General features: G+C 47.1%; 16 protein-coding genes. 7 read left to right on the plus strand and 9 right to left on the minus strand.

Annotated elements, in window-relative coordinates:
- Positions 1 to 2: 2 nt before the first annotated feature.
- The 5 genes from ACOQOZ_RS15530 to csm6 are packed head-to-tail and all read right to left on the minus strand — an operon-like array spanning position 3 to position 6,810.
- Positions 3 to 1,436 carry an RAMP superfamily CRISPR-associated protein gene (locus tag ACOQOZ_RS15530; protein WP_420589066.1) on the minus strand — a complete coding sequence of 478 codons (1,434 nt, stop codon included), beginning with the start codon at positions 1,434 to 1,436 and terminating at the stop codon, positions 3 to 5.
- A complete protein-coding gene (locus ACOQOZ_RS15535; RefSeq protein ID WP_420589067.1) occupies positions 1,433 to 3,319 on the minus strand; it encodes an RAMP superfamily CRISPR-associated protein in 1,887 nt (628 codons plus the stop codon). Before ACOQOZ_RS15535 ends, ACOQOZ_RS15530 begins: the two co-directional genes overlap by 4 nt.
- A complete protein-coding gene (locus tag ACOQOZ_RS15540; RefSeq protein WP_420589068.1) occupies positions 3,316 to 4,935 on the minus strand; it encodes a hypothetical protein in 1,620 nt (539 codons plus the stop codon). The genes ACOQOZ_RS15535 and ACOQOZ_RS15540 overlap by 4 nt, the downstream gene beginning before the upstream one ends.
- A gap of 2 nt (positions 4,936 to 4,937) precedes the next feature.
- Positions 4,938 to 5,669 (minus strand): hypothetical protein, encoded by a 732-nt coding sequence (locus tag ACOQOZ_RS15545; protein ID WP_420589069.1) that lies wholly within the window; start codon positions 5,667 to 5,669, stop codon positions 4,938 to 4,940.
- Positions 5,662 to 6,810, minus strand: coding sequence for a CRISPR-associated ring nuclease Csm6 (gene csm6, locus ACOQOZ_RS15550; protein WP_420589070.1), 1,149 nt, complete (start codon positions 6,808 to 6,810; stop codon positions 5,662 to 5,664). The genes ACOQOZ_RS15545 and csm6 overlap by 8 nt, the downstream gene beginning before the upstream one ends.
- A 167-nt stretch (positions 6,811 to 6,977) precedes the next feature.
- Here csm6 and ACOQOZ_RS15555 point away from each other — a divergent pair, with 167 nt between their 5' ends.
- On the plus strand, positions 6,978 to 7,451 hold the full coding sequence (locus ACOQOZ_RS15555; RefSeq protein ID WP_420589071.1) for a hypothetical protein: 474 nt from the start codon (positions 6,978 to 6,980) through the stop codon (positions 7,449 to 7,451).
- A 48-nt stretch (positions 7,452 to 7,499) separates the two neighbouring features.
- On the opposite strand, the gene ACOQOZ_RS15560 is transcribed toward ACOQOZ_RS15555, so the two are convergent.
- Both ACOQOZ_RS15560 and ACOQOZ_RS15565 read right to left on the minus strand, forming a co-directional pair.
- Positions 7,500 to 8,495: a branched-chain amino acid aminotransferase gene (locus ACOQOZ_RS15560; protein WP_420589072.1), complete on the minus strand. Its 996-nt coding sequence runs from the start codon at positions 8,493 to 8,495 to the stop codon at positions 7,500 to 7,502.
- A 472-nt stretch (positions 8,496 to 8,967) separates the two neighbouring features.
- Entirely contained in the window at positions 8,968 to 10,410 is a 1,443-nt protein-coding gene (locus tag ACOQOZ_RS15565) for a serine hydrolase domain-containing protein (protein ID WP_420589073.1), read from the minus strand.
- Positions 10,411 to 10,647: 237 nt separating this feature from the next.
- Here ACOQOZ_RS15565 and ACOQOZ_RS15570 point away from each other — a divergent pair, with 237 nt between their 5' ends.
- From ACOQOZ_RS15570 to ACOQOZ_RS15590, 5 genes are all read left to right on the plus strand, one after another.
- Positions 10,648 to 11,259: a hypothetical protein gene (locus tag ACOQOZ_RS15570; RefSeq protein WP_420589074.1), complete on the plus strand. Its 612-nt coding sequence runs from the start codon at positions 10,648 to 10,650 to the stop codon at positions 11,257 to 11,259.
- Positions 11,260 to 11,575: 316 nt separating this feature from the next.
- Complete coding sequence (locus ACOQOZ_RS15575) at positions 11,576 to 11,968, plus strand: hypothetical protein (RefSeq protein WP_420589075.1); 393 nt, start codon at positions 11,576 to 11,578, stop codon at positions 11,966 to 11,968.
- Positions 11,969 to 12,133: 165 nt separating this feature from the next.
- Positions 12,134 to 12,526 (plus strand): hypothetical protein, encoded by a 393-nt coding sequence (locus tag ACOQOZ_RS15580; protein WP_420589076.1) that lies wholly within the window; start codon positions 12,134 to 12,136, stop codon positions 12,524 to 12,526.
- A gap of 232 nt (positions 12,527 to 12,758) precedes the next feature.
- Positions 12,759 to 13,604, plus strand: a complete 846-nt coding sequence (locus ACOQOZ_RS15585) for an FRG domain-containing protein (protein ID WP_420589077.1) — start codon at positions 12,759 to 12,761, stop codon at positions 13,602 to 13,604.
- A 71-nt stretch (positions 13,605 to 13,675) separates the two neighbouring features.
- Complete coding sequence (locus ACOQOZ_RS15590) at positions 13,676 to 14,218, plus strand: hypothetical protein (protein ID WP_420589078.1); 543 nt, start codon at positions 13,676 to 13,678, stop codon at positions 14,216 to 14,218.
- An 89-nt stretch (positions 14,219 to 14,307) separates the two neighbouring features.
- Here ACOQOZ_RS15590 and glnE read toward each other — a convergent pair whose 3' ends face one another.
- Positions 14,308 to 17,241 (minus strand): bifunctional [glutamate--ammonia ligase]-adenylyl-L-tyrosine phosphorylase/[glutamate--ammonia-ligase] adenylyltransferase, encoded by a 2,934-nt coding sequence (gene glnE / locus ACOQOZ_RS15595; protein ID WP_420589079.1) that lies wholly within the window; start codon positions 17,239 to 17,241, stop codon positions 14,308 to 14,310.
- Between the two features lie 130 nt (positions 17,242 to 17,371).
- On the opposite strand from glnE, the gene mrcB reads away from it, so the two are divergent.
- Positions 17,372 to 19,789, plus strand: coding sequence for a penicillin-binding protein 1B (mrcB, locus tag ACOQOZ_RS15600; RefSeq protein ID WP_420589080.1), 2,418 nt, complete (start codon positions 17,372 to 17,374; stop codon positions 19,787 to 19,789).
- Here mrcB and ACOQOZ_RS15605 read toward each other — a convergent pair.
- Positions 19,781 to 20,599: a DUF2059 domain-containing protein gene (locus ACOQOZ_RS15605; protein WP_420589081.1), complete on the minus strand. Its 819-nt coding sequence runs from the start codon at positions 20,597 to 20,599 to the stop codon at positions 19,781 to 19,783. The genes mrcB and ACOQOZ_RS15605 overlap by 9 nt on opposite strands.
- Positions 20,600 to 20,606 lie beyond the last annotated feature (7 nt).

Raw genomic sequence — 20,606 nt, forward strand, 5'->3', positions numbered from 1 at the left:
TTTTAAACTTCCTCTGTTGCAGTTAACTGTTCGGACAGTTGTTGCTGCCATTGCTCAAGCTGTTTTGGCTCAAGGTCGAGCTGATGGGTTTGCAGATATCGACTCATAGCCGACCAGTCAATGGCTTCTATCTGGTGGGTGGTTGGGGCGGTCAGGTGTACCTGGCCAAAGCCTTTGTTGGCGCCCCAGCCCAAAGGAATCAGCCCTTCGGTAAAGTCTTTTAATGCGTAGAACAGGATCAACAGGGCGCCATTGTTCTGGGCTTGCAGGGCGCTGCTATTGATGTGCATATTGAAGTTAAAACAATTGCCGTAGCAGGCTTCTGCAAAAAACAAGGCGCTGTCTTTAACTTCCCCGGTAAAGCGATCAATGGCGTTAAAACTTTGCTTGTGGGTACAGGCTGACATGGGCAAATCAGAGCTGCCTTCGCTGATGGCGATATAAGATTTCCGTTGGGTGTTGCCAAACAAGCTGTCGATTAATGCATCCGTTGTTTCGGTGAGGCACTTAAGCGCAGTTGCAGGCTCGGGATCAGTTTCTTGTTGCGACAATGCCAGGGAGCTGATGATATGCCGGCAACGGGACCGGAAAACCCCTAATAATGTCGAGGCAGGAATATAGGGGTAGCCATCACGTTGTTTAAATTTGATGGGGTCTGCTTCTTCGTTGTTTGAGGTTTTGCGCTCACTCTCTGCGGCGATCAGCAGGGGGGATTTCAAATACAGACTAAAGGGTATTTTAATCAAGCCCTGTTGTTTGAATGTGGCGTGTGTTTGTTGTGGCAGGTCTGCGGGTTGATAGGGTAATTCAGTACAGTCTTTTTGCTGCAGCCAGTAATACACATCATCCTGGCTGAGCGTTTCAATTTTATCGATATTAAGAGTGAACTCACCCAAACGTTTATTGGCCCCTGAGCCCAATTGAAATGGGTTGGTCTCTGAAAATAATAACAACAGGTCGATGATGGTGAGTTTTTCAGCCTCGGATACATCATCCAATTCAATGGTTAGCGTGAACGCCGTGCCTGGGTCTACCGATTCGGATTTAAACAGCAGTTTATCTTCTGCGGTGGCGGTAATCGGGTTGATTTTATTGTGGGTGGTAATGCGGGTATGGGCTGTTTTCGCCCGCGCATCATAAACACGAATGCGGCTGTGGTTGCCGCTGTCATCCAGATTGGCACTGCCAAAAAGTGTATTCAGGGTTTGCTGTTGCTCCGGGTCGCTGATGTCCTGCGCCGCGGCGCGCAACAGGCCACGTAATGAGGTGGAAGGCAGATAAGGCTTGCCGAGCACATCACGATAGACGAGGGCATATTCAATCTCTTTTTCTTCGTTCTTTGGATGCGGAAGAAATGCGACTTGCCCCGAGGATATACGCAGGGCGGAAGTCAGGGTTAGGGTTAAATGTATGCGGATGCGTGCGAATGCCTTCATGACTGTGCCTCCTGTGATACGGACTGCACTGCCAATTGAATGCGGCCAAATCCATGCTCTGGAATATAGGGGTTAATGCGCCAGTCATGGTTGTGCGCGGGGGGTACCCCCTCATCAATGAGTGTATTTAAGCGTTCTGCCAGCGCTGCGCGGTCGATTGTTGCGGGCAGGGAAAATACAAATACGCTGCCAGCTTCTGTGAGCCAGTCGGCACCTGGGTCATCATTTGTTCGCTTGGCCTGGTAACGAATATTGTAGTGTTGCCCTCCCACTCTTTTTTGCGTGGCGAAAAAGGTTTCTAACTGAGGGCGCTGGTCGGGATTGTCTGCCAGTGCTTCAAAACAGGTTTGCCAATAATTCTGATAGTCATGGTGGAGGGTGTCACCGGTTGCCTTGACGCTTATATCTGGTCTGCGGAACAGGCTGCCGTCTGACAGCAAGGTAATCACCAGACGGTGGTCTGGTGTGAGGTCTGCTGGTAATTCGACCTTGTGTTGTGTTGGCCGTGGCAAGAAGTTGAGACTCAGTTGTGCCTTACTGCGCCCGAGATTGTGGATGCCGTTTTTTGCCAGTGTTTGCAGTGCCTGTTGTGCGGCAGTCCGTTTTTCCGGATCAACATTATTCAGATTGATATCACAGGCCCAGACACTTTCCTCGTTATCAACCGGGCTGATTTCTTCCTGACTGAACAGGCCGTTTTTTTCGGCGTTATTAGTTTGGGCTTTAATACGGGTATGCAGGCTTAAAGTGCGTTGCATATCTGGTTCGACCAATAAATCCAACTTGATTTTTGCTGCGTCACGATCTGCGTCTTTCCAATCTGTCTGAAATGCTGGCGCATAACGTCTCTGAGCGTTTGAGTCGTTATCGGGAAACAGCAAAGGCAGATTATTTTGAGGTTGATTGAACTGAGCGTAATCGATAAAAGCAGGCCCCTCGCTGTTTTGGTAGCAAGCCACAGATTGAGGAATGATCCTGGCCAGTTTGTTGAGTGCGGGTTTGCTTTCTTTTTCACAGATATAGCTATGGCTGATGGACCAGGCATCGAAATCGATTTCTTCTAACGAATTATGGCCTAAAGATTGTAAGGTGTGGGCAATAGCACCTTTGAGAATATTGCCTGGGATATAATCCAGTGTCTCAAAACGGTTGGTGTTGGGTAAGCGATGGGGGGCAATGCATAAAGGCCGATCGGCACTTAGCTGTAGACGGTAAGTTGTTTCATCCAGCTTAGGCGTTTCTACAGCTTGCTCTTTTTTAATTCTGCACTTTGCGTCGATTATTTTGCCAAAACCGGCACTTTTAAGGGAGCCAATGGCCGCCAGATAACACGCGGCTTTTAATAACCACTGCAGGATTTTGGTGCTTTCTTTCGGGGAGCAAAAGGCACGAATCTCGCCTGTAAACCTTGGCGTTTCTCCAGTTTGGAAGGGGCTTTCTATAACAACTAACGAGCCTGTCGCTACTGTGCCTGTTTCCTTATCGATCTCAATGCGGTGGCGGTTGTTGTTGTTGTTGTTGTTGTTGTTGTTGTTTTGTTCAGCTGGTTGGGCTGGGTCGTCATCCAATTGCCAGGCGTAATCGAAGTTGAGCTGACCCGTGTTCGGTTCGTGGTTGTGATCACTCGGTTTGCCAAACCATTGGTCAATTCGTTGCTGGTTGAAATCATCATTGACGCTGCCTTTTTCTGCCAACAGTCGCGCAAAGTTTTCTAAAACGTGCCGTAAATTGCCGGCAATTAAACTGCCGGGTAACGCGGGTTTGCCCTGATAGCGCCACATGGCCTGATCATAGCCATGGGCCAGTGCGCCGGATTTTTGGGTGAGAATCGGTGCCTGTAATTGTAACGACAATTGGAAAGTATGCAGTGTTTTTTCATTCATGCTGTGGCTCCCTGCGTATTGGTTTCGACTGCGACTGGGTATAAATAATCCCATAGCTCGATCAGATGGATGTAAGTCCAGGGGGCGCCCTGTTCAAGCTTAAAGAGATTCTGTAAGGCGGCCTTGCTGGCTTCCGTCAGGTTAGCTTCCAGTCGTTGTTGTGAATCTTGGTGGAGCTTGAGATTGTTTGGCTCTTGAAGCAGACATTGGACATGACGATATACCTGACTGCGGGGCAGCTCAGCCAGAAGTGGCTGGTAGCCCTGCAGATTGCTGAGCTGGCTCGCCGCCAGATATCCCCGCTGTTCAGCAAGCTCGGGGCCATAGGTATGGCGAAAATAATTCTTCAGAGATTCCGTGGGGTAATCAACGGATTCCAGGGTTAAATAATCAAAGTAGTTGTCTGTGCGGCCTTCCGGGCCTGACTCTTTGATTGCGTCGGCTAGGTCCATGGCCAATTTACGAATTTTGGCGATGGGTGTTTTAGCCTGAGTGAATACTATGCCCCCAGCGTGGGTTAAGAGGTTGTCCTTGTCGTTTTTATCGCTCCCGGGTAGTTTCCACTCCTGGCTGCACTCGTAAAACAGGCCCAGTACCTTTGTACCGAGCCAGGCGGGTACGACCAGAATTATTTCATCGCCACCCCACAATAAAATTTCTAATCTGGCGTATTTTGAGTTGTCGCGGATATAGAAATAGTCGATTTCCTGCTCTGTTCCTGATTCTTTCTGATATATGGACAGCAGTTCGTAGAGAAAACTCTGACGATAGGTTTTTATGGCTGTATCAAATTCTTTCTGAGCGTCAATCGCTTGCTCGGATTTGTCTTTCTCTTGCTCGGATTTGTCTTTCGTTTGCTCAGGGGTGCCCTCTTGCATGCGCGATCGAATAAAATGATTTTGCTTTTTACTGAAACTGTTGCCATCCAGATAAATCACGGCGATTTTATCGTTTAAATTACGATAGCGATGACTGGCCGCCAGACTTTGCAAATCTTGAGTGAAATTGAGTTTGGAAATTTCTTCGATATTTTCCTGTTCAGGTTGTTCTTTGTTAAGCGCAGCAAGCTCTTGCTGGTAGAGCTCGGATCTGAGCGTTCGGCCTTGTTCATGCCTGAGCCAATCCAAAGCCGAGAATAGCTGCTCAGTATCGGCAATTTTTTGGCTTTTGTGGCAAAGACGAGAGCCACTGAAGGTGGAATATTGACTATTATTGGATGAGTATTCGTGTTTGTCTGTAGAGCTACTGATTTGCCACATTTGTTGTAAGCGACCCAGTGCAATCAACTCTTCTTTTGCGGTTAAATAATCCTCTGTATCCGTGGCGGATACAACAAAAGTGAAATTTTTATAATCAGGGTGATTATTCAGGTAGTCTGTAATCTTCTTTGTGGCTTCATCCTTATTAATATTGGCATTTTTTAAACGAAATATACCCACGGAAGCACCGGTTGAAATCGGCTCCAGTTTTAAAGATATTTCCTCTTCACGAGCAATGTCATCAATAGCGGCTTTTAATAATAAGCTACCACCCCGGATGATACTTAGCTGGTTTGTATCAAATACGTGATTGTAGATATTAATGGCTTCTACTTTAATAAATATTGTCTCGCCCATTTTTATCCAGCTCCATTTAGCTTGGCGTGTTTTTTAACGACGTCGTACAGTGTGTTCAGGGTTGTAACCAGATGTCGCATTTCACTCTCGTACATGCTGCGAAAATTGATTCTGTTCTTCTCGGTTTTATCAACGTAATGAGGAAAGGTTTGGTACTCATCTTCGGTGACGGAGTTTTCCAGGTAGAAAAGTATCTGATACTGATTGATTTTAGTAACTGTCACATTGGCGGCATCATGTATGATGTGATTGCGCATGCGATTAAAACCGTTCAGATATTTTTCCTGAATCCGGGTAATCAATTTAACCGCTTCCGGGTCCATATAACTTCTGGGGTTAACCGTACGATTTCTTTCGTTCTGCCTGTTTTTCAGAGCCGCATAAAGCGTTGGAAAACTTCCTTCAAGTGGCTGTCTGTGTTGGTGTTTTAATCGTGAGCAACCGAGAACTATGTCACTCAGGTGGTCATGCAGAGCTCGAAATTTGATAAGAAAATATTCAATCAGTGGATACAGCCGGTCGTTTATCTGCTCTGCACTATAACGTCTTTGTTCGTCTGCCAGAAATACGTCCTCTATTATAAGAGGCACGCTTTCCAGATCTTTAAGGTCATCCTTAAGGCGCTCAATGGAGTTCGAAGTCCAGCGGTTTACAGAATTGTCTGGCAGGGTAAAAATCGGCAGTGTTAACAGACTTTTACCTGGGGAGTTCTGAAAAGATGATAAATTACTCATACTGATCCTCGTCATAAATAATATGTATCCTTTCCGGATCTATTTTCAGGCCATATTTCGAGGGCTTGGTTTTAGATTCTCTGGCAATCAGATATGGTTCAGCGCGTACCTGTAATAACCGTTTCAGATGTTTTTTAACATTTGCAATTTTGGTCACAAAATAGTCTCCGGGCATACCGCCTTTGCTATCAAAAACCTGTTTTGCCGTGATATATCCATGATCGGACTCATCGGCAATGATTTCATAGCTTTCTAATAGTCGTTCCCCTAGATTGTTGTCTTGTTCAGGGCAAATGAAACCTTTATTTTGCGTGTCGAAGAATTCTTTTCTTTCTGTTGCAAACCAGTGATACCAGGCAAATAACTGAGGTTGCAATTGAATTTTTTGGTTGTCGATGATTAGTTCATTGGTTGCGGTGAGCAGAGTAACTTCTGGTTCTTTGAAGTTCTTCTGTGCAGCTTTTACCAGTGAGCTATAAGAAATATCGTCTTTTTCTAGCAGCTCCAATGGCAGCCCATGGCGCAAGCGAACAAAAGGGATATCAACTAAGTTCACTTTGGCGTCTTTGCAATCCAGCTCCCGTTTGTCATTACTGTTCGCATAAATGGCCTTACTCTCTTTTGTCGGGAAAAAGAAGGCATTGTTGTGCTCGAAATCTGAATCAACCATGACGTGAGTCAATCGGTCTTGTGCCCGACCAAACAATGACAGGGCATGGCCCAGGTAAAACCCCATGGTTTTACGCCCTCCAGTAATGGAAACGACGACTGAGCTGTCTTCATCGGCGGTGAGTTGTTGAATGATGCGTGTAATGTCGTCTGCGCTGGCCCGGGTTTCTTCATCTGACATTACATCACTTACAACCACTTTATCGTCGGTATCGATGAGATGAATATTGCCTGATGTTATCTCTGGGAGTTTATAACCAAGTTCCTGAGTCAGTTTTTGATACCAGCCTTCTTCTATTAATTGGTGCTGAATACGCTGTTTACCGATCTGTGTCGTGATTACATGAAGTTCTGTCGGCAGGTAGTTCGAAGAAGTGACGAGTGCGTAAAGAGTTTCTGTGATTACTTGTGGAGAGAGGCCACTAACACAAACAACAATACGCTTACTGAAGTTCTGCGGATATACGTTCATACAAATCCCTTTGGCGCAGTTGATCTTTTTAATAAGAAAGAATGATTTTAAATATCGGATTTTCTTTCGTCAATCGGACATATCAATCCGACAACCTTGTCAAAAGCTGTGTACGCCATTGCGCTTGTTAATATCCGGGAAAATTAACTGAATGCCTGGAGGCGGATATGAATAAGGCTGTATTGCTGACGTTAACTGTGATAACACTTATTGGTTGTGGTGGCGGAGGTTCCGGTAGTAGTAAATCGGACACTTCGGATAATAAACAGATACAGGGGCTATGGTCGCTGGCTGGAGGCGAGTTTGAAGCAACCGGCTATAAAGGCACGGGTGATGAACGGTATCTGCATATTCAGGAAGGAAGGCTGACAATTTATGATTACAAAGGAGATTCGTTTGATCAGGGAGATAATTGTTATGTAATTTTATCGGGTTCTTTGGTTTCAAAGGGTGGTGATAACTATGAATTTCGAGTATTCGGGAGTAGTTCGTCTCGTCAGTATTCGATAGAAAATAGCCGGTTGATTGAGCGTGGCATGATTAACTACGAAGATGCAGATAATAACACTCCTTACCATTTCATCTACGAAACATCGGACTTATCTATTTCAGATTTTTCACCGGATTGCGCAAGTAAATAGTTTAAGTGAAACAGGAGAGGCGGGCGCCTCTCCAAAGTTTGCTTGCCGCTAAACCTTCTGCAACCAACCAAACTTATCTTCAGCTTTGCCCCACTGAATATCATTCAGTGCCTGACGCAGTTTCTGAGTGGTTTCACCCGGCTCACCAGAACCGACGGTAATTTCTTCGCCATTGTGAATCAGAGTTCCGACTGAGGTTAATACCGCAGCGGTACCGGACAGTGCTGCTTCGGTGCCTGGCTTCTTGGCACGTTCGATCAGCTCATCAACGGTGAAGTTGCGCTCGCTGACGGTCATACCCATATCGCGTGCCAGCGTCAGAATCGAATCACGGGTGATGCCGTGTAAGAAGCTGCTGTCTAACGCTTTGGTGATGATCTCGTTGCCGTCGATCAGAATAAAGTTCGCCGCGCCGGTTTCCTGTACGTCGCCGTTCGGGCAGAACAGAATCTGGTCAGCGTTGTGTTCTTTACGCGCCTGCAGAATCGGGCCTAATGCACTGGCGTAGTTACCGCCGCTTTTGATCATGCCCATGTGTGGCGCACAACGCATGCCGTCTTCTTCTAACAGCAGACGTAATGGCTTAGCACCACTCTTAAAGTAATCGCCTACCGGAGAGATCAGCACGTACATCATGGAAGATTCAGACGGTGCAGCCGCTTTACCAATCGCCGCTTCGGTACCGATATGAGTCGGGCGAATGTACATAGAGCCCGGAGGTGCCGGCACTTCGTCGGCGTACAGCGCAACGATGTCTTTAATCATCTGACCCAGCTGGACTTTATCGATTTCCGGCAGATACAGCAGTTCGCTGCTCTGGGCCATACGATCGATATTGGCATCCATACGGAAAACGTTGACGCTGCCGTCTTCGTGTTTAAAGGCTTTTAAACCCTCAAAACAGGTGCTCGAATAATGTAAGACGTGAGCGCCCGGATGAAATTCTAATTTGTCGGAAGGGACGATGCTTGATGCAGTCCAGGAATTATCTTCGAAAGTTGCCAGTGCCATTTTCGGCATGAAAACTGTTCCAAATGCGGCCATTTTTATTCCTAACCTCAGATGGGAGCCTGAATGGGCTGCCCTACTCAATAATCTGTCAAAGCCAAACTGAAGCGGCAAAACGCTTCAATCGTACATCTTGTTTTTGCGGTGTGCGTTTATGAGTTTCAACGCGATAGGCCAGGTCGGTTTCCTGGAGGGTCTGACAGTCTTGTGAACTTATCAGGCCACAACGGCAGAGGCACTCAGTCGAGGGTTGTGACTGCGCCAGTGCAAGGTAGGGATGTGATCAAGCCAACACACCCGATACCGCATAAATCCGACATCATATATGTCACCGGCGTTCAATGGGTGGTGGAAGCGACGGCGGTCTGAATTTATGGACTCGGGATTATCCCTTATTTTTGCGATGATCGCTCGTCTTTCTTCGATGATGTGGCGGATTTTCCCCGGAACATGGGGCGACTGACGCCGATTCGCCAGTGCAGCGCCCATTCGTCGGGGTTTTGTGGTGTTAGTTGTTAGCCGAATGTCTGACATCAATGGCGCTGATCAGCTCAGCCAGATCCTGCAGGAAGCGTTCAATAAAGGCGCTGGGCGTGACCTTGTTACCCTGAGCACCAAGGCGAACCAATACCAACTGTCGCGATGGTATCACCGCCACGATTTGCCCCAGATGACCGCGCAGGAACACGGCATCATCGGGAATACCAGCGATATCGGTTTCCATATTAGCGAGCCATAACTGGCCGCCGTAATAGTCTTTGGCGGGTGAAGGCTGGCTGATCCAGTGTATCCATTCAGGCGATACCAGTTGTTGGCTTTCTCCTTGAACGGTCCATTGCCCCTGTTGCAGAATCAGCTGACCGATTTTGAGCCAGTCGTGAGTGGTCATAAACATACGGGCACCACCAATAAAGCCACCGCTTTCATCGTGCTCGACCACAGCGTTAATCCCCAAGGGTTTAAACAACCGTTGCTGATAAAAGTCGTACAGGCCCTGTTGATCCGAATCTAACGTCCGGTTTGAGGTATGAGGCAAAGTTTGACGGATAACTTCGGCCAACAACTGAGTATCACCAGTGGAATATTGGAAATGTTTGCCGGGTGGATATTGCTGTGGTCGGCCTTCAACGTAGTTCGCGGTGTTGCCGTGTTCGTACAACATATACGACACGTCCGACGACCCTTTATAACCTTCGCGCCATTCAAGCCCGGAACTCATCTGTAATACATGTTGTAGCTGAATCTGGCCTTTATCATCGGATGTATTGGCAATGGCTTGCTCCAATGAGAGTTTACCTTCATCGATCAATATACCGATTAATAAAGCCGTGATGGTTTTCGCCATCGACCAGCTCAGCATTTTCATCTCACCGTGATGGCCCTGGGCGTATTGCTCATGAATTAATTCACCGTTTAATAACGCAGCGGTGGTAAAGGTATGAATTTGTTCCGCCGGGTCGTCAGAATCTTCCTGATAAAAACGCTGAAAATATGGTGTGAGCTGATTATGTTCTGAATTGAGCTGAAAGGGTTTAGCCGTTGTTATTTCGATTTGCCTGATTGCTACAGGCTTGAGCGTATCTGTACGCAATTCTTCAGTGGTTTTTTCCGACAACAAGGTGCAACCGATATGCGGACGATAAACCGCCGTCGCCTGATTCAGGCCTCTAAAAAACGGCGCGGATACGGAGACCACTTTCTGTTGTTTATCGATATCCAGATTCCACACATATTGCAGCGGAAATACCTTTGGTTTTACCACTCGCTCAAGAATGACCTGTTCATCTTCACCGCTGATAAACAGCCGCGAGCACAACTCGTGGGCGGTGTAGCCGGTACCCAGATTGGTATCGGCGACTTTCTGAATGGCAGAGCAACCGGTCATGGCGGTTAAAGCGGTAAGCAGTAATGTCGTTTTTATTGTTGTTATAACGGTGAATCTGAGCCGCATACGGTTCTGTCCCTGCTGGTGGCCGACGGATGGCTTTTAGCGAAATATTTCAGCCTCCAGTGAAATCAGTTTGACGCCATCTGGCAATATCCATTCAGGCCAGATTATGTGCTTAACAAAGTTAAGTTCGTTTCAGGACAATAGCGCTTGATTGTGCCGTTAAAAGATCAGAATATGCGCGCCCTATAAATAAATACTCACCACTCATTCCTGACTTGCAGTAAAGGAGCGCACAAAGTGAAAAAGGCAATTCTTGGTGTTTCAGCCGCCCTGGTTTTATTAATTGTTATTCTGGTTGCCCAGGCACAACGTCATGTTGTGACCAGTTACAGTGTTGTTATTAACGCACCGGTAAAAGAGGTGTGGGATTTCTTATCGGATAACCGTAACGCCAAAGGCTGGTCGGTGATTTTTGATCATATCTCGCCGATGGCAAGCTCACCGGTTCCGGAAGGTCAGATTGGTGCGTTGCGTCGCTGCTTCCGTAACGAGAACGAAGAAGGCTTCTTCTGGGATGAGCGTACTCTGTCGTCTGAGCCGTATACCGAGCGTACGCTGCGTACTTATAACGTCTCGAACACCAGCTGGGATTTATTCGAGAAGTTTCAGTTTACCGCTTACCAGAAGTACGAAGATCTGGGCAATGGCCAGACGCGTTTAACCTTCGAAGGTGACCTGGATGATTACACTAAGTACAGCGTGTTTGAACGCTTTATCTTTTGGGTGAGCCAGCATGAAGGTGAGCGAGTGTTTCGTCTGAACCTGGAAAATATCAAAGCTATGCTGGAGCAGGGTGAGAACTACCAGCGTCCACATGCGTGGGAAGAGCAAAGCCCATTTGATGCTTGATGGTTTGATGTATAGCGTTTGGTGCTTGGTTAGCACTTGAGTAAGGCGGCTTGATAGCCGCCTTTTTTGTGTCTGGGATTTGGCTGTGGCTTGTCCGCTACATAGCTTAATGATAATTTAGCAATTATTGGCTGGGTCGATTGATTTGGTCGTATAGATAGAGTGCATACACGTATCTGGAAGGAGGTTGTTTTGCTAGGGAAGGTTTCAGAATGAAATCAGTTAGGTTCTCGTAAAACTCAAAAAAACATTTCATTGAGATGTTCGGAAAAGGTACGAGTAAGCTGATATAGGTTATTAAGGAAAGTTGATAAGAATGGATAATTTATGTAGTTGCGGAGATAAAGCAAATATAGAAGCAACGGTTAAGTTTCATTGTAAAACCTGCTCGAGTCTCATCGAAAAATTCACAGTTAAAAAACCACTTAAAGCGGCGGGCTTAGCTGCAATTTTGGCTTATGGCGGAAGTCAGTTCATTGATTACGCCATCACTGACAATAGATATCCCCTCGCTGTCGAGGCCGAGATACTGAATGCGTGCACTAATTCTTACCAAGAACCAGTAAGTTTTAGGGTTCACGGAAAAAGAAGAGATGTGTGCCTATGTGCATTGGAAGAGACAATGAATGAAATATCATATGTTCGCTATAAGTTAAACGAAAAGGCCTTTCTCAAGGCCTTTGACTCCAGAGCTAAAGCGTGTAATTAGCTACTTGCGCTTAGGAGGGTTGTTACCCCTGCCGCCACCTGATGGATTACCTGTTGTACTAGGTCCATTTGGAGGGTTTCCGCCAGCGTTACTAAAAATAGATAAGCCTGATAGGTATTTATTCATAATATAATCCTTAAATTCAATTGATCCCACATGGGAAAAATGAATTTAACACTCGAACAGGGACAAACAGGGACAGTGGAAACAGAAGAGTTACAAGACCAAATAAGGTCTCTAATATCTGAGTTGAATTGGAAGATTCCTAAATTAGCAGAGGTTCTCTATGTAGCCTTAAATGATGACGAGACTAAGGATGAAAAAAGTGAAATAGAAGCATTCTATGAGAAACTGAAAGGTCATTTGAAAAGAAAGAGTACTCGCCCGGAACTATTGAATAACTACCTCAACATCATAACTAACCACCCTGAATACATAAAAAGTAGTGTGATTTCCGCAAGGTATGTTCCATCCAATAGTATAAGCGCAACACTTCGCTCCGGGCTCAAATCGATATCAAAAAACATCACACAAAACATCGATGAGAATGATTTGTAACAAGTGCGGAAGCTTGAAAGTCGTCAAAGTCATACTAGAGACAGGTGGAAAGTACCACTGTCCATATGCGAGGGAAGAATAAAGCCTGTTTAATGTTTAAGGATTTGGCTGTGGCGACATGGCTTGATGAAAATTCTAGATGCGAATGGGTTGATTTTTAAGGTGAACCAAGGGTCGTGTTATTAGCGTCAATAATGCACAAAAATTAACTGTTATATTTCAAGGTAGTCGAGTGGGATTTGAAAAGATAAATATAGTAGGTTCAACTTGGATTGAACATCGAGGAATTAAAATACTTGATGTAGAGGAGTCTCATGCACTGATAATGGCGGCAGGCTACCTTAAGCATAATACTCGTGAAGGAATCTACTTCAGAGGCCAAAGCAATTTTTATGATGAGCTTCGACCTGCTTTGTATCGTGGTATTGATACAGACGGAGCAAAGTACAGTCGTGAAAAAAGGCTAAACAAAAAAATTGAAGAGTATCGTAATTCTTGTTCTGCGTTCTCAAAATTTGGTGGTTATGCAGCGGAACCTCTACTTCAACACTATGGCTTGAAAACGACATGGCTTGATCTAGTCGATAATATTTGGGTAGCTCTTTGGTTTGCTTGTTATGAGACAAAGTCAACTAGAGATGGTCATTTTCTCCATTTTCAAAAAAGAATCCCGAGTGATTCAAATAAATATGCATATGTATACTTAGTCGGCACAGACTTAGATAAGAGAAGAAAAGATAAACCTGGATATTGGAATGGTCCTAACACTGAACTGGTTGATTTGAGAGTTGCTGCCCCGTCGTACTTCCTAAGACCGCATGCTCAACATGGATTATTATTTCGCTGTAAAGGAAGCAGCTCAGGCCGTCCTTTGGATTACGGAAAGCAAATAAGAGGTATCGTTCGAATTCCACTTGAGAAAGCTTTTGATTGGTTAGGTAATGGTCATACAGTGGGTGTTCACTCATTGTTCCCTCCTGCTTTTTATGACAACGGATACAAGATACTACTTCAGTCTGGTGTGAGCTTTGACCCCACAGATAAAAGCATTGGAGTTGTGCATAACGTTGGTGCGTAAGCATATAAAATAAAAGTAATAGAAAGGCTGTTACCCGTTTCTATCACTAAAACTGCCTAGAGGAAATCTTTATGGATTATGGAAAGGTTGTAAAATTTCTTATAGAATTTGCACCAGTTTTGTCTGCATTCATGCCCTTGATTGTAATTCTATTAACAGGTTGGTGGCTAAACCGGAGCCTGGAAAATGTTAAAAGTAGACTTCAAATGGATCATTCAATTATTGAAAAAAGGGCTGATATATACTCTGAAGTTCAAGACGAAATAAATAATATATACTCTTATATTCTGAGAGTTGGAAATTGGAAGGAATTAACTCCTGTAAGGGTTTTAGAATCTAAGCGTATCGTTGATAAAAAAATTCATACTACTAAGCCGTATTGGTCTCAGAGTACAATTGCTACCTATGAAACATTTATGGATGTTTGCTTCAAGACATATAGAGGACATGGGTTGGATGCTGGGATTCGTGCTGAGGTTGATCGCTATAAAATTCTAAGTAACTGGGAAGAATGTTATAGAGATTTCTTTGTTGGAGGCTATGATAAATCCTCATTAATAAAAGCAAACAAAAACTTAATGGCTTCGCTTTCAAAGGACTTTGGGATTATTTAGTATTGGATTAATTCGATTAAGCAGAGTTTATATCATTTAAACTCTGCTAATTATGAAGGTAAGCCTTTGATTGAAATTATGTATCCGGATCACTCCAGCCACTTATCCCATAAACGAATCACTTCCGCCTTCTGCTCAGCAATATTCAACTGTTGCTGAGCATCCACATCCAGCACCAATTTCTCTTTCTGCAATGCACGACGGTGCGACTCCGCCCGGTAATTCAGATAAATCCCCTGCAGCTTCTCAGTATCTTCCACTGCCATTAAACCGGTTTCAGCAAAGCCATCCAGCACACGCATATTATCGGTATAAGTCAGTAATGAAGGATGCTGCTGCACATTCGCCAGTACGCCGTACTGCACAATAAATTCGATATCAACGATGCCACCTTTATCCTGCTTCAGATGGTATTTACCTTCGTTTTTCGAGTCTTTGGCTTCTTCACCCAAATGGTCACGCATTTTCTGACGCATTTCCCGTACGTCTTTTTTCAGCGTTTCCAGTTCGCGAGGCTGGGATAAAATCTGCTGACGAATTTCCTGATACTGATTAATAGTATCGTCACTGCCACACACCGCACGGGCACGAACCAGCGCCTGATGCTCCCAGGTCCAGGCGTGTTTCTGCTGATATTCATCAAAGGCTTTCATCGACGCCACAATCATGCCGGAGTTACCGGACGGACGCAGGCGCATATCCACTTCGTACAAATCTCCGGAGCGGGTTTGTGTGGTCATAATATGAATCATGCGCTGACCCATACGGGTATAAAACACGCCGTTATCCTGGCTGCGATCACCATTGGTATAACGGTTTGGCGTAGAGCTGTGTAAGAAAACCAGATCCAGATCCGAGCTGTAACTCAGCTCTAAACCGCCGACTTTGCCATAACCAATCACGGCAAATTCCGGCTCGGTCACCGGCTCTTTATCAGCATTGGTTGGATAACCGTATTTGGCGACCATCTGTTGCCACGACAGCCACATGACTTTATTCACAACCACTTCCGCTAAATAAGTCAGATAATCACTGACCTTCATTAACGGCAGAGCGTCCATCACTTCACATGCCGCCGCACGTAATTTATGCGCGCGCACAAACTGACGCAGCTGTTCCATCTGTTGTTCAAGATCGTCTTCGTCGATGCGTAATAAACGCAGATCTAATTCTTCCGCCAGCTCTTTTTTCTCTGGCAGACGATACAGGCTTTCCGGAACCAATAATTCGTCCAGCAGCAGCGGTGTTTTGGCAATATATTCCGCCACCCAAACCGACGCGCCACACAACTTAACCAGCTGAGTTAACGCCTGTGGATTTTCTTTTAATAACACCAGGTACGCAGTTCGACGTAATACCGCTTCCAGCAGAGGAATAACACGCTCTAAGGTGTCGACCGGATCTTTATTCGACCACAGCTCTTTTAATAGCAGTGGCATTAAGGCATCAAGGCGTTCGCGACCAATTTGCTGCATCATGGCGACGGCTTTGGAATCGCGGAATTTGCTTAAGCGTTCACGAACCGCATCGGAATTGACGCAAGGGTGCTGCTGTAAAAACTCTTCTTCGGCACTGCCGTGCAATTCGCCGTGCCATAAATCCAGCCAGGTATGTTCTTCCTGTTGGGATTGTTCGTCATCTTCTTCGGCGGCCACAATCTGAGAAAAGTGGAATTTCACTTTCTCACGGTGAGCATCCAGAGCGGCGACATAATCCGGCCAGTTATCAAACCCAAGCGACCAGGCAACCCGCAGCTGATTAATCTCATCGTCCGGCAGTTGCTGAGTTTGTTCATCGTTTAATGCCTGAATCGCGTGTTCGCTATCACGCAGGAACACATAGGCTTTTTTCAGCTCATCGCAGGCGCCAGCTGGCAAATAGCCATCGGCGGCAAGAATATCTAGCACTTTTAATAATTCACGGGTCTGCAGCTGATCGTCCTGGCCACCACGAATTAACTGGAATGCCTGCACGATAAATTCAACTTCACGAATACCACCCGGGCCGAGTTTGACGTTCATCTCTAACCCACGACGACGTACTTCGGCGTTGATCATGGCCTTCATCGAACGTAACGATTCAAACGCGCTGTAATCGATGTAAGCGCGGTAGGTAAATGGACGCAGAATTTTTAACAGTTCCTGGGCGTGCTCGTTATTTTCACCCGTCATTACCCGGGCTTTGACCATGGCGTACCTTTCCCAGTCACGGCCCTGATCCTGGTAATACTCTTCCATCGAGGCAAAGTTCATCACCAGTGGGCCACTCTGACCATAAGGCCGCAGGCGCATATCAGTGCGGAACACAAAGCCGTCGATGGTGGTTTTATCCAGTGCCAGAATCAGTTTCTGACCGAGCTTAATAAAGTATTCCTGATTGGTGATAACTTTCGGGCCAGCGGTATCGCCGCTTTGTGGATAAGTAAAAATCAGGTCGATATCGGAACTCAGGTTTAATTCATAGGCGCCCAGTTTGCCCATGCCGAGTACGTGCAGCTGTTGTTCTTCGCCGCTGGTTTTTCCGACAGGAGCGCCGTGGCGTTGTTGCAGTAACTGGCCAATAAAATCGATGGAGCGCGACACACATTCATCCGCCAGATCCGACAACGCACGGGTGGTTTGCATGGTGGAGGCCAAGCGCAGCTGATCGCGCCAGATAATCTGCACCATGGCACGGCGGCGTAATTTACGCAGCGCTACGTGCCACAGTTCTTCTTTTTTCGAATTAGGGGTGTCGTCGCTGTTGGCTTCGCTGGCCAGTTCATCCAGCCAGGCGCTGATCTGAGCCCGGCTCAGTGGCTGACTGATGGCATCACTGCGAATAATTTCAGTAAAAAAAGCCGCGTCTTTTGGCAGTGACTCGACCACAAATGAACTTAAGGTGAGTACTCGCTGCGCCTGTTGCTGCTGAGTTTCCGACAACTCGCCCCACAGTCCGGGCCAATCGAGGCCAAAACGTGCACCAATATCGGTGAGCTGGGTTTGTTGGGTTTGCCAGAGATCGGAAAGGGCTTGAGGCAGCATAAGCATCCATTGTGTTACTGAGTCAGATCTTTCTAATTTAAGCCTGTCGCGCGTGATTTTCATAGATGTACGTCAGTCTGATGCTATGATCCGGGTTCTTTTATTTCAGATCCGGATCAAACGTCAGCCTATGGCTAAAGCCCCATCCAAGCCTTCGTCGAACTCAACTGGCCGCTCTAATGCCGGGAAGAAAACCGCAGCGAAGAAATCCTCGGCAAAGAAAGCCGCAGGACAGCGAAAATCACCGGCAAAATCGAAAACACCCCAGCGTAAATTCGCTAAGCAACCTTTTTCATTCTGGCGCTGGTTCTGGCGGTTAAGCTTGATTGGTATGGTCGGCCTGGCGGCTTATATGGTGTATCTCGATGCCCAGGTTCGCGCACAGTTTGATGGTAAAAAGTGGAATCTTCCGGCCAAGGTATACGCCCGACCACTGGCGTTGTATCCCGGATTAGAACTGAATAAAGGCCAGCTATTAGCGGAATTAAACTGGGCGGATTACAAGCAATCGACGGATGCTGCGGTGCCGGGCACTTATGCCCGCCGTGGTGATGACTGGATTATTCACCGCCGTGCGTTTCCGTTCTGGGATGGCTCGCAGCCGTCGCAACACGTTCGGGTTGAGTTTGACGATCAGCAGGTTGAACAAATTCGCTCAATGACGGGCGATAAGATTCCGCTGATGCGCCTTGAGCCACAATATATCGGCGGGATTTTCCCGGCCCATAATGAAGACCGCGAGCTGGTCACTCTGGATGAGGTACCGCCAGCATTAATTGCCGCGTTAATTGTGACCGAAGATAAAGCCTTCTTTGAACACTGGGGTGTTTCCTTCCGGGGCATTGCCCGGGCAATGGTAGCTAACGTGCGTGCCGGTGGCTTTGTTCAGGGGGGTTCTACTCTGACTCAGCAGTTGATCAAAAACTTCTTTTTAACCAGCGAACGTACGCTGACGCGTAAAGCGCAGGAAGCGTTAATGGCGTTACTGCTGGAACTGCATTATTCCAAAGAAGAAATCCTGCAGGCGTATTTAAACGAAGTGTATTTGGGCCAGGCCGGGCGTCGGGCGATTCACGGTTTTGGTTTGGCAGCGCGTTTTTATTTCGGCAAATCGGTACGTGAATTAAATCTGCCGGAAATTGCCACGCTGGTTGGTCTGGTAAAAGGTGCGTCTTATTACAACCCGAAGCGTAATCCGAATCGTGCCCGTGAACGTCGCGATTTAATTCTGGGGCTGATGGCTGAAAACGGCCTGATCTCGGATAAACAACGCATTCTGGCCCAGGGGCAGCCATTGCAGACGGCCAATTCGCGCCGTGCCGGGCAGCGTGAGTATCCGGCGTTTCTGGAACTGGCGAAAAAACAATTGCAGCGTGATTACCGTTTGGAAGATCTGCAGAACGAAGGTTTGCGGATTTTCACCACGCTTGATCCTTGGGTACAACACTCGCTGGAAAAAGCGGCATTACAACATCTGAATAACCTTGAGCGCTGGCAGCCAAAACAAAAAGGTGAGCTGGAAACTGCCGCCGTGATCACCAGTGTGGATGGTGGTGAGGTGCGGGCGTTATTAGGTTCGCGACGCACCGAATTCTTCGGCTATAACCGTGCGGTCAGTATGCAACGCTCGATTGGCTCGCTGGCGAAACCGGCGGTGTATTTAACCGCACTGAATTCTGGCCAGTATCACTGGGGCAGTCCGGTAAGTGATGCCAAAGTAAGTGTCGCCGGTCCGGGTGATCAGCTGTGGCAACCAAAAAACTACGATCGCAAAAGTCATGGCACCTTGCCGATGGCCGATGCGCTGGCGCGTTCGCTTAACCAGGCAACCGCAAGACTGGGCATGAAAGTGGGTCTGGAAAATGTGGTGAATACCTTTCAGCAACTGGGTCTGAAAAAAGAAATTCCGCCATATCCATCGATTCTGCTGGGCGCAGTGGATGCCTCGCCGCTGGAGGTAGCGAGTATGTATCAGACCATTGCTTCCCAGGGGTTTGCCACGCCGTTACGTACCATCGAAGCGGTTACCACCGCTCGTGGCAGTACATTGTCTTCGTACGCGATTGAAGGTGAACAACGCTTTGATCCACAAAAAATCTCCTGGCTGAGATACGGCATGGAGCAGGTGGCATTGCGCGGTACTGCCAAACGTCTGGATAAAGAACTGGGTGGACCACTGGCTGCGAAAACCGGCACCAGTGATGATCAGCGTGATGCCTGGTTGGCGGGGTTTGATAACCGTTATCTCGGTGTGGTGTGGGTTGGCCGCGATGACAACAAACCAATGCCGTTTGCTGGCAGCAGTGCCGCGCTACCGATCTGGCTGAATACCTTTAAACAGATTGGTGTACAGCCATTACAGGTGGACAGCGGACTGGTCTGGTTGCCGGTGGATAAGCAGGGCAATCAGCTGCAGGACGGTTGTTCCGGTAAGTTGTATCCCTTTATTGGTGAGCGGGTTCAGGTGCAGCGCAATGGTTGTCGTGCACCGGAAACCTCGCAACAGCTGGAGCAGGAAAAGTCCGGCTGGCTGGATTGGTTATTCTGACGCAATGTGCAGATCAACATTATCCAGCCAGTGTTTCACCATCTGTTGTTTGCCCACTTCCAGACCACGCATGGCGGCTTTTAAATACAGCTGAGTCAGTGGTTGTTGCAGAAAGTGTTCATACGCCTGGATGTCGGCAGCACTGACATTACGGAAGGCATAAGCCAGAGAAATCATCACCAGCTGTTCTGCGTTAAATTTCATTTCGTTGCGGCGACGCTTCATACGCTCATTAAAGCCATCGATATTCAGCGCCTGCTGGCGAAAACTGCGAACCGCTGAGTATTCCGCAAATGCCTGGTATTCCTGCAGGTCGACGATAAATTCAACAAAGTTGAGTTGTTTATCCATCACTTGCGCCAGTTCCAGCAGCTGCTCCTGATCGAGTAAATCATTCACCTGAGCCATCATGGCGGAAAAACCTTCTTCACTGGCGGCATGGGCCTGCGCCTGGCTGATCTTTTTTCCGGTCGGAGATTGATACCACAGCATCAACTGCTGAATATCCTGTTCGCTCAGAGCGCGGGAGACCGCCAGGGCAATCTGATGCTGAATATCGGCCTGCTTAAAAGCAGCTTCGGCGCTGTTTAACAGTTCCACTTTGTTTGCAGCGGCGGGCTTTTCAAAATCGGCCGCGTCGCTGATGCCGCGATAAAAATGTTGCGGTAACTGAATCGCCAGGCTGGCAAAGCCGGAGGTGGCGATGAGCTGATCGCCGGGAGCAACATGATCCGCTGCCGCCTGATGAACGGCGAACAGCAGCGTTATGATCAAGCTAATGAGGGCGGTAAATGGGTGTCGCGTGGTCATGATGTCA

Origin of the sequence: Bacterioplanoides sp., from assembly GCF_965219715.1 — a bacterium.
GTDB lineage: Bacteria > Pseudomonadota > Gammaproteobacteria > Pseudomonadales > Oceanobacteraceae > Bacterioplanoides.

What these genes read in the sequence shown, in the direction of transcription:
- glnE (WP_420589079.1), bottom strand. Translation starts at nt 17,241, where the DNA reads ATGCTGCCTCAAGCCCTTTCCGATCTCTGGCAAACCCAACAAACCCAG.
- ACOQOZ_RS15565 (WP_420589073.1), bottom strand. Translation starts at nt 10,410, where the DNA reads ATGCGGCTCAGATTCACCGTTATAACAACAATAAAAACGACATTACTG.
- ACOQOZ_RS15580 (WP_420589076.1), top strand. Translation starts at nt 12,134, where the DNA reads ATGAATTTAACACTCGAACAGGGACAAACAGGGACAGTGGAAACAGAA.
- mrcB (WP_420589080.1), top strand. Translation starts at nt 17,372, where the DNA reads ATGGCTAAAGCCCCATCCAAGCCTTCGTCGAACTCAACTGGCCGCTCT.
- ACOQOZ_RS15530 (WP_420589066.1), bottom strand. Translation starts at nt 1,436, where the DNA reads ATGAAGGCATTCGCACGCATCCGCATACATTTAACCCTAACCCTGACT.
- csm6 (WP_420589070.1), bottom strand. Translation starts at nt 6,810, where the DNA reads ATGAACGTATATCCGCAGAACTTCAGTAAGCGTATTGTTGTTTGTGTT.
- ACOQOZ_RS15545 (WP_420589069.1), bottom strand. Translation starts at nt 5,669, where the DNA reads ATGAGTAATTTATCATCTTTTCAGAACTCCCCAGGTAAAAGTCTGTTA.
- ACOQOZ_RS15535 (WP_420589067.1), bottom strand. Translation starts at nt 3,319, where the DNA reads ATGAATGAAAAAACACTGCATACTTTCCAATTGTCGTTACAATTACAG.
- ACOQOZ_RS15540 (WP_420589068.1), bottom strand. Translation starts at nt 4,935, where the DNA reads ATGGGCGAGACAATATTTATTAAAGTAGAAGCCATTAATATCTACAAT.
- ACOQOZ_RS15560 (WP_420589072.1), bottom strand. Translation starts at nt 8,495, where the DNA reads ATGGCCGCATTTGGAACAGTTTTCATGCCGAAAATGGCACTGGCAACT.
- ACOQOZ_RS15605 (WP_420589081.1), bottom strand. Translation starts at nt 20,599, where the DNA reads ATGACCACGCGACACCCATTTACCGCCCTCATTAGCTTGATCATAACG.
- ACOQOZ_RS15575 (WP_420589075.1), top strand. Translation starts at nt 11,576, where the DNA reads ATGGATAATTTATGTAGTTGCGGAGATAAAGCAAATATAGAAGCAACG.
- ACOQOZ_RS15590 (WP_420589078.1), top strand. Translation starts at nt 13,676, where the DNA reads ATGGATTATGGAAAGGTTGTAAAATTTCTTATAGAATTTGCACCAGTT.
- ACOQOZ_RS15555 (WP_420589071.1), top strand. Translation starts at nt 6,978, where the DNA reads ATGAATAAGGCTGTATTGCTGACGTTAACTGTGATAACACTTATTGGT.